15 protein-coding genes are annotated in these 15,740 nt (G+C 54.8%); 2 read left to right on the forward strand and 13 right to left on the reverse strand.

Translation table 11 applies throughout. From position 1 onward, the window contains the following. Window positions 1-39: 39 nt before the first annotated feature. Both AOZ07_RS11815 and AOZ07_RS19250 read left to right on the forward strand, forming a co-directional pair. Window positions 40-1,338: an MFS transporter gene (locus AOZ07_RS11815; RefSeq protein ID WP_060702179.1), complete on the forward strand. Its 1,299-nt coding sequence runs from the start codon at window positions 40-42 to the stop codon at window positions 1,336-1,338. A 213-nt stretch (window positions 1,339-1,551) separates the two neighbouring features. Beyond that, window positions 1,552-1,782 carry a 5-methylcytosine restriction system specificity protein McrC gene (locus tag AOZ07_RS19250; protein WP_075972490.1) on the forward strand — a complete coding sequence of 77 codons (231 nt, stop codon included), beginning with the start codon at window positions 1,552-1,554 and terminating at the stop codon, window positions 1,780-1,782. Between the two features lie 306 nt (window positions 1,783-2,088). Here the strand turns inward: AOZ07_RS19250 and AOZ07_RS11820 are convergent, their stop codons facing one another. From AOZ07_RS11820 to coaA, 13 genes are all read right to left on the reverse strand, one after another. After that, window positions 2,089-3,648, reverse strand: a complete 1,560-nt coding sequence (locus tag AOZ07_RS11820) for a glycoside hydrolase family 32 protein (protein WP_060702180.1) — start codon at window positions 3,646-3,648, stop codon at window positions 2,089-2,091. Window positions 3,649-3,784: 136 nt separating this feature from the next. Further along, window positions 3,785-4,804, reverse strand: a complete 1,020-nt coding sequence (locus tag AOZ07_RS11825; RefSeq protein ID WP_060702181.1) for a LacI family DNA-binding transcriptional regulator — start codon at window positions 4,802-4,804, stop codon at window positions 3,785-3,787. Continuing rightward, a complete protein-coding gene (locus AOZ07_RS11830; RefSeq protein ID WP_060703437.1) occupies window positions 4,801-5,682 on the reverse strand; it encodes a carbohydrate ABC transporter permease in 882 nt (293 codons plus the stop codon). Before AOZ07_RS11830 ends, AOZ07_RS11825 begins: the two co-directional genes overlap by 4 nt. Before the next feature lie 32 nt (window positions 5,683-5,714). Continuing rightward, window positions 5,715-6,596, reverse strand: coding sequence for a carbohydrate ABC transporter permease (locus AOZ07_RS11835; RefSeq protein WP_060702182.1), 882 nt, complete (start codon window positions 6,594-6,596; stop codon window positions 5,715-5,717). A gap of 70 nt (window positions 6,597-6,666) precedes the next feature. Further along, a complete protein-coding gene (locus AOZ07_RS11840) occupies window positions 6,667-8,001 on the reverse strand; it encodes an ABC transporter substrate-binding protein (RefSeq protein WP_060702183.1) in 1,335 nt (444 codons plus the stop codon). A gap of 58 nt (window positions 8,002-8,059) precedes the next feature. Then, window positions 8,060-9,535 carry a glycoside hydrolase family 32 protein gene (locus tag AOZ07_RS11845; protein ID WP_060702184.1) on the reverse strand — a complete coding sequence of 492 codons (1,476 nt, stop codon included), beginning with the start codon at window positions 9,533-9,535 and terminating at the stop codon, window positions 8,060-8,062. Between the two features lie 432 nt (window positions 9,536-9,967). Then, entirely contained in the window at window positions 9,968-11,038 is a 1,071-nt protein-coding gene (tsaD, locus tag AOZ07_RS11850; protein ID WP_060702185.1) for a tRNA (adenosine(37)-N6)-threonylcarbamoyltransferase complex transferase subunit TsaD, read from the reverse strand. Further along, a complete protein-coding gene (gene rimI, locus AOZ07_RS11855; RefSeq protein WP_060702186.1) occupies window positions 11,035-11,514 on the reverse strand; it encodes a ribosomal protein S18-alanine N-acetyltransferase in 480 nt (159 codons plus the stop codon). The genes tsaD and rimI overlap by 4 nt, the downstream gene beginning before the upstream one ends. Next, on the reverse strand, window positions 11,511-12,188 hold the full coding sequence (tsaB, locus tag AOZ07_RS11860) for a tRNA (adenosine(37)-N6)-threonylcarbamoyltransferase complex dimerization subunit type 1 TsaB (RefSeq protein ID WP_060702187.1): 678 nt from the start codon (window positions 12,186-12,188) through the stop codon (window positions 11,511-11,513). The genes rimI and tsaB overlap by 4 nt, the downstream gene beginning before the upstream one ends. Next, entirely contained in the window at window positions 12,181-12,759 is a 579-nt protein-coding gene (gene tsaE, locus AOZ07_RS11865; protein ID WP_060703438.1) for a tRNA (adenosine(37)-N6)-threonylcarbamoyltransferase complex ATPase subunit type 1 TsaE, read from the reverse strand. The genes tsaB and tsaE overlap by 8 nt, the downstream gene beginning before the upstream one ends. Continuing rightward, window positions 12,752-13,951 (reverse strand): alanine racemase, encoded by a 1,200-nt coding sequence (gene alr, locus AOZ07_RS11870; protein ID WP_060702188.1) that lies wholly within the window; start codon window positions 13,949-13,951, stop codon window positions 12,752-12,754. The genes tsaE and alr overlap by 8 nt, the downstream gene beginning before the upstream one ends. Window positions 13,952-14,096: 145 nt before the next feature. Next, window positions 14,097-14,468 (reverse strand): large conductance mechanosensitive channel protein MscL, encoded by a 372-nt coding sequence (gene mscL / locus AOZ07_RS11875; protein ID WP_236995184.1) that lies wholly within the window; start codon window positions 14,466-14,468, stop codon window positions 14,097-14,099. 149 nt (window positions 14,469-14,617) lie between these two features. Beyond that, complete coding sequence (gene coaA / locus AOZ07_RS11880; RefSeq protein ID WP_060703439.1) at window positions 14,618-15,577, reverse strand: type I pantothenate kinase; 960 nt, start codon at window positions 15,575-15,577, stop codon at window positions 14,618-14,620. Between the last annotated feature and the right edge of the window lie 163 nt (window positions 15,578-15,740).

Here is a 15,740-nt window from a genome sequence, read left to right on the forward strand (position 1 = left end):
CTTCGCTTCATAGCTTTCACGAAAGAATCCAGGACAAAGATGGCTGGCTTTACAACAACTCTGAAAAATCCCACTTACCGCCAAAGCTCATTCTCGATGCTCTTATTCTTCGCATCGTGGGGCATCTGGTGGTCCTTCTTCCAGATTTGGCTCACGAGCGAATCAGCTGGACTGGCTTTGAACGGCGCCCAAGTGGGTACCGTCTACTCGGTGAATTCACTGGCAACACTGGTTTTGATGTTTGCCTACGGAGCCATTCAGGACCGTCTAGGCATTAGAAAGCATCTGGCAGTCATTTTGGCTTCAGTGACCGCGCTGGTGGGTCCGTTCTGTACTTGGGTTTATCAGCCACTGCTGCAATCGCACTTCATGACTGGCGTTATTTTGGGTGCCATCGTGCTGTCGATTGGATTCCTTGCAGGTGTTGGCCTATTTGAAGCCTTGACCGAACGCTTCAGCCGTCGATTCAACTTCGAATACGGGCAGGCCCGCATGTGGGGATCCTTCGGCTACGCCGTCGTCGCGCTGGCCGCTGGCTTCCTTTTCACCATCAACCCGGCACTGAACTTCTGGATTGGTTCCGCTCTGGGCTTGATCCACCTCTTGTTGCTGGTCTTCTCCCGCACTGGTGAACCACCGGTGATCAAGAAGACTGCAGTTGAGGGAATCTTGTCTCCTGCTTCAACTCCGACGATTCGCGATATGCTCAGGCTCTTCCGGTTGCCGAGCCTCTGGCTGATCATTCTCTTTGTGATGCTGTCCTGGACTTTCTACACTGTCTTTGATCAGCAGATGTTCCCTGATTTCTACACCGGCCTCTTTGAAACTCCGGAGATTGGCCAGCGGGTCTACGGCATTCTGAACTCGGTCCAGGTCTTCCTGGAAGCCGCCATGTTAGGCATCGTGCCCCTCGTCATGCGCCGTGTTGGCGTTCGCACTTCATTGCTCCTGGGTGTTTCAATCATGTTCATCCGCATTCTCGGATGCGCCCTGGTTGATGATCCAATCTGGGTTTCGGCCATCAAGATGTTGCACGCCATCGAGACTCCGCTGTTCATCTTGCCCGTTTTCCGTTACTTCACCCTGCACTTCAACCCCGCTCTGTCGGCAACCCTGTATATGGTTGGGTTCCAAGTGTCGGCACAGATCGGCAACGTCATTCTCTCCACTCCCCTCGGCGCCCTTCATGACCGCATGGGATACCAGCAGACCTTCATCACGATCTCGGTCGTGGTTCTGTTTGCTGGCGTGTACGGATTCTTTGCCCTAAAGAAAGACGATCAACAGGTAGATGGTGACCCATTCATGCGGCACTCAAAAGCTGCGGTTGACGCATAATTGAGAATTACGCCAAGTGGGGTGAGCTGTTGTCGAATTCGACGACAGCTCACCCCACAGTTATTTGAGCGATTGCAAAGATAGGTCGCTTCGCCTCTGCGAAGCCTTCGTTTATGTTGGCTGCCAATTTTACGATGACTATTTTCATCAATCCGCATTCATGGATTTCTGGGCTCATTTCGAAGCCGTCGGCGTTGTGGCAAGGAACCAACCTTGATTTTTGATGCAAAATACAAGGCTGCACCTGCGAATGGGCAATATCCGAACGCTGATCACCATCAGATGCTGGCCTATGCAACGGCAAGCGGTAGAACCGATGCATGGCTCGTGTATGCAGGTCCTGGTAGGCCCGCACAACGCCGCGTTCGAAATTCCGGAATCTATGTGCACGAGTGCCCCATTGATCCTTCCGGAACACCGTGCGAGGTTATCCGCTCGTATTGATTCCATCTCGAAGCATTCATTCGCAACGGTGTCCAGAGTCGCGCCTGGCTCTTAATAGTTTCGCGGCACACTTTCGTGAATCCTATGAATTCATCACCGCTGTCTATCAGACAGCCGAAGAAAACGCTTCGGCATTTTCGTCAGCTCAATGTTCTTGGACTTCCTGAAGTCCCCAAGAGTTCGAGAATTCCGAACGCCGCGTTGAGAGGTGAAATTGCTAGATTCCAAAGGCAACCTTTGGAGTTTTTGCGGATCACGTGCCGGGCTATCGCAACGAACTGCCGAATAACATCGGACAACAGTGCATCAAACATGGTCAGTAAATTCTCTGACAGTGATCCCAGAGAAGTTCGCCGAGCCACCATCAGAGTAGAACGAGATGCCGGTGTCCCCTTCAGCGAAGTGCACTTGTTGAGAGATGACGGTATGCCCCGCGTTGACGAACACCTCCACGCTTTGCGTGTCCACGAAGATTCGCAAGTGGACCGACCGAGCACCAGCGTCAATGGGGGCAGCAGCCCGTGTGTATGGGCTCAGCGAGTAACCGGATAAGTCGGATCGTGCCCGATCCGCATAGAGTTCGTCTCCGTATTTGCCGATATTTGTGTGACGGTTTCCGTCGGCGGAACGCCCAACGGAAACACCGACGTTAGTGGCTGAGTCCCACCTGATGTCTAATTCAAGTTCGTAGGCGCGCCCGTTCCACGGCAGCACGAAACTCCCGTCAACACTCTGATCCGCAAACGTAACTGATGTTGTCGCGTAACCAGACAACGCGCTCACCGGACTACTGAGCAGTGCGTACCTGCCATCACTTTGAACCGCCATTTCCAGTTCACGCACAATGGAGTTTTGTCCGTTGTAGCCATCGGTGGCATCGGTAGGCACATCGCGATTCGCATACTTCCAGTTATTCATCCAGCCTATGGCAAGCCGTCGTGTTTCAGGATTCTGGGCAGAAGGCCACGTAACTGCCCCGTACCAATCCCAGCCCCAGTCCAGCCATTGCGGTTCAAGATCATCAGTAATGAACTGCTCTCCATCCCAAATGCCTGTCCAATAGGCATAAGTCATGGGAAGGCCAATGCTGTACGCATCCATACTTGCGCCGAGCACCCAGTGCCTTGTTCCGTCATCCGCCGTCATTTGGAATAGGTCGGGGCATTCGATACCGCCCAAGCTATGATTCGGATAATCGAAGTTCCTCTTCAGCTGCCAGTCACGCAGATTCGTTGAGGTGTAAAAGACCGCGTAGCGCGCCCGCCCAATGACGCATACCCATTCGTTGCGCGCCGAGTCCCAGTGAATCTTCGGGTCTCGAAACCATTCTGCATTCTCAATTTCTGCGGGCGTGCTGGCACTGCGGCCATCGGTGTTGACGATCACGGGCTCCGGCAATCCGTTGAAGCTATACCCGCCGTCAGTTGACCAATACAGGTACTGCTCTTGGTACTTGCGGATGCCGTCGGTCGGTTGAGTGGCTAATGCGACGATGGTTCCCGCACCGAAACCAGCAGTGTTCGCCTCGTCAATGACAGCAGATCCGGTCCACACTGGAAAGTTTGGTTGCTGTCCAATGGCCACTCCGTGATGAGTATAAGAAACGCCATCGGTGGTTGTCGCGTGGTCCCAGTCACCAGGTCCGTTATTCACCTCTGAATGCAGGTAGTACAGGTGGTATTTACCGTTGAGGTGCACCGGGCGCTGCGGGTCGCATAACCAACCAGTTGGCGGCGTCATGTGGTAAAAAGCCCGCTGGGAGATCTGTGCTTTTGCTGCCGTTGGTAGTGCGCTGGCGGCATAGAGTCCGAGTGCTCCGACCCCTACGATTTGAAACATACTACGTCGTGAAATTTCGTGCGTCATTGCGCGTTCCTCACTTATTCCGGCCTACGCTTCACTTCGAAACCGGGAAGGGAAAATTTGATAAGTCCGGCAATTACGCCGGTCTGTGAGTTGTGGCTGGTTGGCTTCCGATAATCTCTAAATGACTATTGTCTGCTCAAACTGACTGGCGTCGGATGGCCGGGCAATCAATCAAATACATTTCGTCATCCTGTTCAGGGTCTAGGCCTAAAAGAACGCGAATTCCTGCCGCACCTAGTTCGTAGTGAGGCAGGGCAACCGTGGTCAGCGGTGGTCGCAAGTGGGCGGCAATCACTTCTTGATTATCAAACCCAACAACAGCAATGTCCTTTGGAATATCTAGGCCTCGATCTCTCAGCCCGTCGTAGAGACCCATAGCAACACGGTCATTGTGGCAGAACACTGCAGTCGCGCCGGAGTCAATGATCGATGCCGTCGCCTCATATCCACCTTCCTGCTCAGGAATTGCAGGGATCACCAGCGACTCGTCATAGTCAATGCCTGCCGCTTCGAGTGCCGAGCGGTAACCGGCTAAACGTCCGGTCAACGCAGGTGAAGGTGTTGTCGTGTTGATGAAAGCGATGCGTTGATGACCAGCGGCAATCAGTTCCGCAGTTGCCGTATTTCCGCCTTGTTCTTCATCGGGCACCACCGCCGGTAATCCGCTACCAGTTGAGAAGCAGTCGACCAAGACTGTATCTGTTTGATGCAGGGATTCTGGAACGTCTATTTCTCGGTGATACCAGGTGGAGTACAAAATACCTTTAACTTGATGCTCCAACATCATGGCAATCGCATCATTTTCGGCGGCTTGATTGCCTTCGGTATTGGCAACCAACAGAACGTATCCATGTTTCCATGCTTCGTCTTGAGCACCGTGAATAATTTGGCCTGCGAAGGGCGTCGTGGCGATGGCGTCTGCAACAAGGCCGATAAATCGTGATGATCCAACTGAGAGTGTCTTCGCCAACGCATTGGTGCGATATCCAAGATGGTCAATCGCATCATGAACGCGTTGCCGAGTTTCCTCGCCAATGCGCGCTCCGGCTTTGTTGTTAACCACGTGGGAGACGGTAGCCACGGAAACCCCGGCTTCCTTTGCGATGTCGCGCATCGTGACTGGAGCCGCTTGTTTTGTTTGCCTGTCTCTGCTCATCCCTTAGTTGCTCCGCTCTCCAGGCCTTGGATCATTGCCTTGTTCAGTACGAGGAATACCAAGAGCAGTGGGGTCACCGAGACGCAGACGGCAGCGAAGGTGGCCGTCCAGTCGGTATTGCCCATGGCGCCAATGTAATTCTGCAAGCCTAGCGGAATAGTTTTCAGCCCGTCGGAGAGCACAAAGGTATTGGCGAAGATGAAATCATTCCAAATGAAAATACTGTTAACCAGCACCACCGTGACGATGGTATTCAAAGATAGCGGGAAAGTGATCTGCGTAAAAATTCGGTACGGACCAGCCCCATCAAGAGACGCTGCTTCATAGGTCTCTCTTGGAATGAATCCGTAGAAGGACGAGAATAGATAAATCGACATTGGCAGCGAGAACGCAGCCAGCGGGACAATCATCGACATGTGGGTATCAAGCAGTCCAACCTTCGAATAGTCAATGAACAAAGGCACCAAGGCAATCTGTACTGGCACGATAATGCCTAACATGAACAGCGCCCTGACCAAGGAACTGAGTCTGAAGCCTAGAACTTCCAAGGCGAATGCTGCCATCATGCCTGCAACGACAATGAGTGCACTGGCCCCAAGGGTGACAATGAGACTATTGACGATATTCTGGCCAAGATTTCCAGTCTCGAATGCTCGTGAATAGTTCTCCAACGTGAACTCACTAGGCCATGAGAACGCGTTGCCGCCAGCAAAATCAGTTGCCGTGCGGAAGCTAGTCAAGAACATCCAGAGCAATGGGTAGACCTGGACGACTACGATTAGCCCGATAGTTATTGTCAGCAGGGAACGATGGACCCGAACCTTGCGAGATTTTCCTTGTGGCCGCGTTGGCGGATTGCTGAAGGGCGGCTGAATCATTGTTTCCTCCGTCTCAGCTTCAACTGTTGTGGTCACGAGTCTTCCTTTCGTCGCAGCATCAGAAGGATTAGGCCGACAGCGACGAGGCACTCAATCACAATGAATACAGAGATAGCGCTGGCGTAGCCATAGTCGGTGTGCACAAAAGCCGTCTTGTACATGTAGGTTGTCAGCAGTTCCGAGGACTGGCCTGGACCGCCATTGGTCAATAGGTAAGGAATATCAAAACCTCGCAAGGCAAAAGTGGTAGCCATGATGGTGGTTGTGGTCCAGACCGGCCGAATGTGTGGGAATCTGACGTTCCAGAAAATCTGCCACCAGGACGCACCGTCCAAGCGTGCTGCCTCTTCAAGTTCGCGCGGCACCGAGATCAGTGCTGCGTAAATGATCAGCATGTACAAGCCTGTGTAACGCCATCCTTCAGGGATGGATACCGCAGCCAGCACGGTTTGCACGTTTGATAGCCAGGCGGTTTGCAGGTGGCCAAGACCAACCCACTCCAGCAACTGATTCAGCATGCCTACTGGCTCAAGTGAATAAATACGCAAGAACAAGAAGCCAATGGCCACGGTGGAAATCACCGCTGGCAACAGGTACAGGGTCTTTACTAGTTCGCGGGCTTTGGGCAATGCGGTGAGCAGGCTAGAAACTACCAGCGCTCCGCCAAGCTGCAAGACCAAGCAGATCACCAAGTAGCCCACCGCGTTGGCAAATGCTGTCCAGAAAACATCATCTCGGGAAAGCATCTTTATGTAGTTATCAAAACCTACGAAAGCCATGCCAGTGATCCCGTCCCAGCTGAAGAAGCTCAGGACCATTGACTGGATGATGGGAAGTAGAACAGCAACGCCGTAAATGACAAGTGGCGGCAACAAGAAGATGACTACAGATAATTTGGAACGGCGGGGCAACATGGACGGTGCCGCTTTCTTACGCTTCCGGCGAGCGCGCACTGGTCGCGTTGGTTGCGCGGTTTGCAGGATGCTACTCACCGACGTTCTCCTTGAGCGCAGCGTCCATCGTGGTGATGAACTCGTCTGAGGTGATGTCACCTTGAACCAGCAAGGTCAATTCTTGCTGGAGACGAGTATTGGTTGCTGGATCCAGCTGTGTATCCCATGGCATTGCGATATCGCTGCCGATTTCATCAGCTTGCTTGATGGCCTTGTCGAAAACCTTGGTCGCTTTTTCAGGAATGGTGGTCTCAGCACTCGTGGTTGGCGACAGCGCACCGGTGGATGCGTAGAGCTCTGGGTAACGTTCCAGAGCGAAAGCTAGGAAGTCCCGTACCAGCGGATCATAGGTTTGCGCGTTCACTGCCATGCCGATTCCGGACGGGGTGACGTACTCGTTTTTTTCCGTGGCTGATCCATCAATGGTTGGCAGCGTGAAGTAGTCAACGTCGTCCCGTACACCGGCGTCCAAGGTTTCGGTAGCCAGATTATTCAACTCCCAGGTACCGATGTTGTAGACACCGGCTTTACCACTGGTGAACAAGCCTTGGGCATCAGAGTACCCGGCGGAGGAGAATCCCTTTTGGAAGCATCCTGACTTTCCGAGTTCAGAGAGCCATTTTGCGGCTGCTTTGCCTTCCGGATCAGAGAATTTCGCTTCTCCTGTCTTGAGCTTCTGAATGTACTCGGGGCCAGACATGCGGAACGGGTAGTACGACATGTAGCGTTCTAGCGGCCATTGGTCTTTGCCATCCAGGGCAATGGGTGTGACACCTTCAGCCTTCAACGCCTTGCACATCGCTGGGAAGTCATCAAGTGAGGCAGGGATTTTTGTTCCTGCCTTCTTAAAAACGTCCTTGTTGTACCAGAAGAATTCCAATTGGAATTCAAAAGGAACCATGTACAGCGAGCCGTCATCAAATCGCTGATAGTTCAACGCGGCCTCTCGATATTCATCATTCAGGCCAAGATCCTTGAGCAGCAGATCAACATCAACCATGCGTCCTTGGCTAGCGAGCTTCTGAGCGAAGGGGGTTGCATCGGTGTCAAAAAGCTCTGGCAGTTTATTCGCGGCCGCCAGGGTTTCGTACTTCTGGATGTATGAAGGACGGTCTGGAGTGGTGACAAGATTCAGGGCGAAACCGGGATGAGTTTCCGCGTATTCATCAGCAATCTGTTCCATCGTCTTGATCACGCCACCATCGGCAGGCCGTGAGAGCAACCATGAAATCTCGCGCGGCTTGACTTCGCCCTCGGGATTCACATTGGACGGGTCTGCACCTGCACCTCCTCCGCAACTTGAAAGAGCGAGGGCGACAGCGGCGACGATAGGCAAGAACTTGGTTTGGCGAGTTGCTTTGGGCATGAGATTTTCTCCATTGAAGTGGCGGTGCGAGTGGATGGCTGGCGAGTATTTGATTTCGTCAGACCGATGGGGTGAAGGCTCTATTCTCATCAACAGAAACAACGGTCTTCTCGTGATCCCGTGATGCAATGGTGAATTGTGAAATCGTGGCGGCACCTTCACCGACGAATGCGCCAGCACGACCTGTTAATCGGTCATACAGCCGGGTGCTGAGTACTGTTGCGTCATCCAGGGTTGCGACGCATAAATCTCTATCAACAATGATGTCGAGCTCGTGTGCGCCTGGCCCGATCGGGCAGGGGCGTTCGAGTTCAACGGCAAAGGGCACATCTCCTGCAACATGCCATTGCTCGGTACCCGCTACCCGCCGGGGCCACCGGTCCAAGACGAGTCGGCCGCGCTGTGGCTCAAGTCGAAGAGCGTAGCCTTCATCGCCGTCTTCGCTGGCACGCAGCAGGACGCCAACTTCTCGGGTTCCTTCTTCAATTTCGAAGTTAGCTTGTAGCCGGAAGGAAACTGGGGTGTCTACTGCGGTGAGGATATCCGCGTAGCCGTCGTGAGCAACCAGACGAGTTCCCGAGTCCAAGACATCTCCGGCTTCGTAGAAGGTGGAACGAAATTCTGCCGGCGGGTGGAACGCTAGGGCACCGTCTTCACGTTGCTCAGCTTCAAGTACGGATAAGGTTCCAGCCCACTGCCATGCTCCTTCATCGCATGATTCCTCTTTGGATGCAATCCAGCCGAAGAAGAACCTGCGGCCATTGCGTGCTGCGGACTTTGATGCGTAGTAGGCCCGGCCGTCCAAAGTGTCATATTCCGGGACGATCCATGGGCCGTTCAAATTTCGGGACATCCGGTATCTGGTGGTGAACGCATCGCTGAATTCCGAATAGACCAAGTACCACCAGTCTCCCCATTGGAAGACTTCGGGACATTCATGAGCGATGTAGCGGCGTGGATCCCAGAACGGTTCTACTGGTTCCCAGCGCGAGAGATCCGTGGAGGTGCACTGTGCGATGACTCCGCGGCGACGTTCTGGTCCACGGTTGTGGCGTGCTGTAATAAGCATGCGCCAGAGGCCAGCTTGTTCATCCCAAAAGACGTAGGGATCTCGCCAGTCTCCGGTCTCATAGCCGGCACTCGCTCCGAAGGTATCTTCAGGGTGTCGTTGCCACGAATTCATACCATCATTGCTGGTCGCATGCATGATCAGTTGCAAAGCGCGGCCATCCTGGCCGAGGTTTGATGGGTTCTGCCCCGTATAGAACGCGTGGTGAGTTCCGTTGGAGTCTTTGACGATACTTCCGGTGTAAATGTTGTAGTCATCTGCTGATGATCCACCGGAGGCTATGGTTTCCCCTGTCTCGCGGAAATTCACTACGTCATCGGTCAGGATGCGATGCCATGGCATGCCGCCCTGTGCTGCCTCGCGACCTTCATGTAAGTAGAAGAGATGGAAGACACCTTCTTCTTGCCAGGGAATGACATCGCCTACCCACGCTCCGTTGGGCTGGTAGAAACCTTGTGCTGTCATGGCTTACCTGTTCTATGAGGTTAATCGGTTAAGCACCAACCCTAGTGGCATGTATCACATATGGTCAACCGGTTAAGCAAAGTTTTCTTCGGCAGTTTTTCTGACTCACAGGACATCGAGAATAGACGACAAACGAACGCTGTTAGCTAAGCGCCTAGTGGGCACATCTGACGGAACCTGCCGCGAGTGAGATTTGCGTAAGTCGAAAGCAATCGCCGGCAGGGAAGGGTCACCGGCAACCAGCGAATGGTGAGTTCAGCGCAGTCGCTGCAGGAAGTAGAAGCAACAATGGCACGGCATCAATTGATGCCGTGCCATAAGTGTTGTCACCAACAATTATCCCGATGACTCACGAGAGCGTACTTCCTCATGGCAATCGAAAGGCCTGGATCCGTTAGTTCGACGAGCAGTTCGTAGATGAAAAATATGATTCTAGTTCAGAACAATGTTGGTCACTGGCTGAGACGAGTCTGTCGCGAAGTCCAGCCCCGATGGAGCAACTCCATCAGCCACTAACTGCGCGCCGAGAGCCGCAACCATTCCACCGTTGTCGGTGCACAAGCTGAAAGGTGGAACCACCAGGGCAATACCCGCTGATGCGCACCGAGCCGCGAGCAACTCGCGCAGTCGAGTATTTGCCGCTACTCCCCCGCCAAGAAGCACCGTCTTCAGACCATGCTCTTGCATTGCCCGGACAGCCTTGGACGTGATCACGTCAACAACGGCTTCCTGGAAGGAGGCAGCGATGTCTGCCACTGGAATTTCTTCCCCGTTGGCTTCGAAATGCTCTACGCAGCGAGCAACTGCGGTCTTCAATCCGGAGAATGAGAAGTTATGGCGGTGCTTGCCAGGATTCTCTTCGCTGCCCACAAACTTAGGCAGGGTCAGTCCTCGTGGGAAGCGGAAAGCCTTGCGGTCTCCATCCTTGGCTGCCTTATCGATGGCAGGTCCACCCGGGTATCCCAGACCTAGCAGGCGAGCAGTCTTGTCGTACGCTTCACCGGCTGCATCATCAATGGTGGAACCCAGCAATTGCACGTCGTTGGTCAGTGAGGCGACCTTCAAGATTTCGGTATGACCACCCGATACCAACAATGCGCCGAAGGTCGGTGGCAGCACGGTTCCTTCAAGCACTCCAACACCAACGTGAGCCACGAGGTGGTTGATTCCGTAAAGTGGCTTGCCGGTTGCCAGAGCCAATGCCTTGGCGGCCGAGACTCCCACCATCAGTGCGCCAGATAGTCCGGGTCCGCTGGTCACGGCAATGGCGTCAATGTCGTCGAGAGTTAACTCAGCGGTGTCCAAAGCAGACTGCAAAGTGGGAACAAATGCTTCGAGGTGCGCACGCGCAGCAATCTCGGGAATCACTCCGCCAAAGCGTACGTGCTCATCCATGGAGCTAGAAACTGCGTTGGCCAGGAGGCGGTTACCGCGCACAATGCCCACACCAGTTTCATCGCATGAAGATTCAATGCCTAGAACAATAGGTTCAGTGGTGCTCATGCTTTGTGTTCTCCCTCTTGTCCCTGCAGGGCATCCAATTGCAGTCTCATGATCAATGCGTCAATGCCGCCCTTGTAGTAGCCCACGCGCCGATGAATGGTTACAAATCCCATTGATTCATACAGTCCAATTGCCGTTGGATTATCAAAGCGGACTTCCAGCATGACATCCAACGCGTTGCGTTCTTTGGCCATTTCAACAAGAAGCGTCAGCAGCTTGCGGCCCAGCCCCTGCCCCTGGAATCCAGGGCTGATGGCAATTGTCTGAACATCGCTGATCGGCAAGACAGTGCACAGACCGGCATAGCCAATGACCTTGCCGTCGCTCTCATACACCCAATAATTGCGAGTTTCGCTCTGTGCCAGTTCGGATTCGAAGGCAGCCAGTGGCCAGGCATCCTCTGGGAACAGCTCAGTCTCCAGCTGATGGACCTCAGGGATATCGCTGACGGCCATCTCACGAAGAGTCACGCTCATGCCTTGGCCTGCTTCATGAAGGCAGGAACTTGGGCGTCCGACTCTCGCAGGTACTGCGGCGCTGTGTTGGCCAGGTCTTTTCCTGCGGCCAGATCGCGCATGCCTCGCTGTGCCAAATTCGCAGCGTCCGCAATCCAGTCAAAAGACTGCTCTTGCGGGTTCGCTCCAGCTTCTCGAAGCTGCTCGGCATAGATCCCTGCACCAACGCCGAAAACAGGTAGCGCTGGCAGCGTTGATGCCGCCGCTACATGCGGACCGTCAACGATCTGACCGGTTTGGTCGTAGCGAGCCCAGTACACTTCTTTGCGGCGTGCGTCAGAGGCAACGATAAATTCTGCCGGAACGCTATCCGTTGCAAGTACTCGTTCGGCGAGCGCGTGGAGGGACATCACGCCATATACCGGGATGTTCCAGACGAAGCTGAAAGTACGTGAAGCAACAAGGCCAACGCGAAGCCCCGTGAAGGGACCTGGGCCAATGCCAACAAAAATGCCGGCCAGATTTTGGCCTTCCTCGCTGTTTTCGTCCAGCAGGTCACGCACGTAGGAGGCCAAGGTTTCTGTTTGGTCATTGCCCTTGGGCGAAGTCTTCTGGGCGATAACTGAACCAGTCGTGGAATCGACCAGTGCAACAGAGGCGTGCGCCGAGGTGTCGATGGACAGATAGTTAGGCATGCTTCTCTCCGGTGCGCTGTGCATTGATAGCAGAGCGCAGGTTGTCTTTCAGCTGGGCGAAGTTTTCCGAGTCCCAGCGTGGTCCAATGGCTTTGAGAGCGAACTCCCTGGGCTCATCCAATTCTTCTTCGGATTCTTCCCATGGATTCTCTACGGCTACGGCGTTGACCTCGCGGTCCAGGGTGATTTCCAGACGCGAATCCGTAAGATGTTCCACCTTGCCTAGGCCCCACTCCACGACAGTGACCGATTCAGCCAAAGTGGATTCAAGGTCGAGAGTGTCTACGTCATTCTGATCTTTCAGACGGTAGGCATCTACGTGAATCAAGGTAGGACCATCAGCCAACGACGGGTGCTGGCGTGCCAGAACGAAGGTTGGCGAGATGATTCCTTCACGGACGTTCAGCCCAGCGCCCAGCGATTGGGTCAGGGTTGTCTTGCCGGCACCTAATGCGCCGGTGAGGATCACAAGATCTCCAGCCTTCAGGTGCTTGCCTAGCGCTTCGCCTAAGGCTTCGGTCTGCGCGAGGTCAGTGAGCTGGCAGGCAAATTCTTTAATCGCTTCATTCACCGGCTTCACCCCAGCTGCCCTCCACGTAATGACGCGGCACTCGTGGCGAAATTCTCGTCACTACTTCGTAGTTGATGGTGTTGGCAGCATGGGCCCAGGTATTCACCGATTGGCCTCCTGCGCCAAAGATGATTGCTTCTGCGCCCAAGTAGTCTTCCGGGGAGATTTCTGGGCCAAGGTCGATGACGCACTGGTCCATGGCAATGCGACCGCGCACCGGATAGCTGCGTCCTTTCACCGTCACCGGTGCTCCGGTGGCAATGCGTGGCAGACCATCCGCGTAGCCCATAGGAATCAAGCCCAGGTAGGTTTCGCCTTCGGTTTTGTAGTTCAGTCCATAGGAAACACCTTGCCCGGCATGCACTTTCTTGACGTTGGCCACTCGGGTGACCAGCTTCATGGCTGGGCGCAGCCCAAAACTATCCGGCGAATCATTTTCGAATGGGCTCAGTCCATAGAGGCCCAGGCCGAGGCGAACCATGTCATGGTGCGTATCAGGGCGGGAGAGGATGGCTGGGGTATTGGCGATATGGCGGACTTCCAAATCGAAGCCTGCCGCTTCCACCAGCTCAATGGCCTTGCTGAACACTTCCAGCTGCTCATCGGTTTCCGGCCGTTCTGGCTCATCTGCCACCGCGAGGTGGGAGAACAGTCCAACCACTCGCAGCAGCCCCTCTTCTTGGAAGACGCTGGCGCGGTTGAGCAGATCCGGGAAGTCATCCATAGTGGATCCGTTGCGTCCCAGCCCGGTATCAATTTTCAGATGAATGCGGGCCGGGGTTTGCACCGAGCGCGCCGCGGCAGCTACCCGTTCTAGCTCCCATCCGGATACGCCAAGGTCGAGGCTGGCATCAACGGCAGCCTCGAATGGGGTGTCTTCGGTATGCAACCAGGCAAGCATGGGGGTTTGGATCCCGGCCTCGCGAAGAGCCAGGGCTTCGGTGACATGTGCGCAGCCGATCCAGCTGGCACCGCCTTCCACTGCCGCTTTGGCCACAGGGATAGCACCGTGGCCGTAGGCGTCTGCTTTGACGACGGCCATGACTGCAGCGGGGGCCACCAAGTCGGAGATCTGCTTGACGTTGTTGCGGATGGCGGACAGATCTATCACTGCGCGCCGTTCAAATCCGCTGGCCTGTGCACTGCTGGTACTGGTTGTCACGTTGCTTACTTCAAGTGCTTCAGAGTTCACCTAATCATCTTCCCACTTTTCTTTTGCCGTTGCTGTGTTGCGACCTGCGCGGTTGAGCACATCTGCGTTTTAACGCTAGAAGGGGCGGGCCGGAGCATCATGAGATGCTTCGGCCCGCCCCTTGGGAGACGGTTGGCTTGTGCGTCTAGCGCAGGCTCTTCAATTCGTCGCGGATCTGAGCGAGCAGTTCCAGCTGGGGATCGATTTCTTCCTCTGGCTCTTCTTCGCCGGCGGCACGGCGAGCAGCGAGGTGGTTGTTCAGCTTCTGCATAGGCATAACCAGGGCGAAGTAGACAGCTGCGGCGATGAGCAGGAAGTTGACCAGTGCGGTCAAGAAGACGCCGAACTTGATGTCAACCCCGTTGATGTTCACCAGCAGGAAGCTGTCGAAGTTCGGGGAGCCTACCAATGCGGCGATCAATGGCATCAGCACATTGTCCACAAGGGCGGTAATCACGGCGCCGAAGGCAGCACCGATCACAACAGCAACGGCCAGATCGACAACGTTGCCCTTCATAATAAAATCGCGGAAACCTTTAAGCATGTTTAGAGCATACACAGGCGAATCACAGGATCAAGCACAAATTCCCATATGAAATCGATAAGTTAGGCAAACTCTCAGCTTTTGTTTCCCTGCCGATGAGCTGGTGATTTTTGATCTTCAGATCAGATTTTCCGCAACAGCATTCGCCGCACCGAGTGATCCGCTGATTTCCTGAGGACCAGCTGGGCCCGCCCACGGGTCGGCAGCACATTTTCTTTCAGATTCGGCTCATTGATCCGCTTCCAGATTCCGTGAGCTGTTTCGCGCGCCTCTTCATCGGTCAATTGCGAATAGCGATGGAAGTAGCTGGCCGGATCTGCGAAGGCCCCGGAACGCAATCGCATGAATCGGCTGATGTACCACTCTTCAATGTCATTGGTGCGCGCATCGACGTAGACGGAGAAATCGAAGAAGTCGCTCAGCGCCAGGCCCACGGTTCCGTCCGGGCGGGTACGTGCAGGCTGCAGAACGTTCAGCCCTTCGACAATCAGCACCTGCGGGCTGCGCACCACATTGCGCTCCCCCGGAACGATGTCGTAGGTCAGATGCGAGTACACCGGGGTGCTGACTTCCGGCACGCCGGACTTCACTGCGGAGACAAAACGCAGCAGCGCACGGCGGTCATAGGATTCCGGGAAGCCCTTGCGGTGCATGATGCCACGCCGCTCCAGCTCGGCGTTGGGGTACAGGAAACCGTCGGTGGTGATGAGCTGGACGTCGGGTGTTTGCGGCCAGCGGCGCAGCATTTCCTGCAGCACGCGGGCCGTCGTTGACTTGCCGACAGCCACCGAGCCGGCCACGCCGATGACAAACGGCGTGCGAGAGGTCTGCTCCCCCAGGAAAGTAGTGGTGGCCTGATGCGTCGCTCCGGCGCCTTCGACGTAGAGATACAGCAGGCGGCTCAGCGGCAGGTAAACGTCCCGGACCTCCTGGAGGTCCAGTTCATCACCGAGGCCACGCAGCCGTTCGATGTCGGAGAGGTTCAACGGCTGTTCCATTTGGTCGGAGAGCCGCGCCCAGGTCTCGCGCTCAAGGTCGACAAAAGGCGAGATGGGTGTTTCAAGTGTTCCGTGTGGTTCCACGAGGTCAAATTCTGCCAAGAATATGCTCCACATCCCAATTAACAGGTTCTTGCGTCAGTTATCTGCCGTGGCCCGCACGCCACCGGGGTGAGCCACTGCACATCGTTTTTTGAGGGGTGAAACACGATTGTTCCCGTCGTTGGGCATTGAGCCGGTAGGATTT

The sequence above is a fragment of the Glutamicibacter halophytocola genome, from assembly GCF_001302565.1.
In the GTDB taxonomy this organism is placed as follows: domain Bacteria; phylum Actinomycetota; class Actinomycetes; order Actinomycetales; family Micrococcaceae; genus Glutamicibacter; species Glutamicibacter halophytocola.

Bases quoted from the DNA above. Each gene is read 5' to 3' on its own strand.
- AOZ07_RS11815 (WP_060702179.1), top strand. From the start codon at position 40: ATGGCTGGCTTTACAACAACTCTGAAAAATCCCACTTACCGCCAAAGC.
- AOZ07_RS11820 (WP_060702180.1), bottom strand. From the start codon at position 3,648: ATGACGCACGAAATTTCACGACGTAGTATGTTTCAAATCGTAGGGGTC.
- AOZ07_RS11825 (WP_060702181.1), bottom strand. From the start codon at position 4,804: ATGAGCAGAGACAGGCAAACAAAACAAGCGGCTCCAGTCACGATGCGC.
- AOZ07_RS11830 (WP_060703437.1), bottom strand. From the start codon at position 5,682: ATGATTCAGCCGCCCTTCAGCAATCCGCCAACGCGGCCACAAGGAAAA.
- AOZ07_RS11835 (WP_060702182.1), bottom strand. From the start codon at position 6,596: ATGTTGCCCCGCCGTTCCAAATTATCTGTAGTCATCTTCTTGTTGCCG.
- AOZ07_RS11840 (WP_060702183.1), bottom strand. From the start codon at position 8,001: ATGCCCAAAGCAACTCGCCAAACCAAGTTCTTGCCTATCGTCGCCGCT.
- AOZ07_RS11845 (WP_060702184.1), bottom strand. From the start codon at position 9,535: ATGACAGCACAAGGTTTCTACCAGCCCAACGGAGCGTGGGTAGGCGAT.
- tsaD (WP_060702185.1), bottom strand. From the start codon at position 11,038: ATGAGCACCACTGAACCTATTGTTCTAGGCATTGAATCTTCATGCGAT.
- rimI (WP_060702186.1), bottom strand. From the start codon at position 11,514: ATGAGCGTGACTCTTCGTGAGATGGCCGTCAGCGATATCCCTGAGGTC.
- tsaB (WP_060702187.1), bottom strand. From the start codon at position 12,188: ATGCCTAACTATCTGTCCATCGACACCTCGGCGCACGCCTCTGTTGCA.
- mscL (WP_236995184.1), bottom strand. From the start codon at position 14,468: ATGAAGGGCAACGTTGTCGATCTGGCCGTTGCTGTTGTGATCGGTGCT.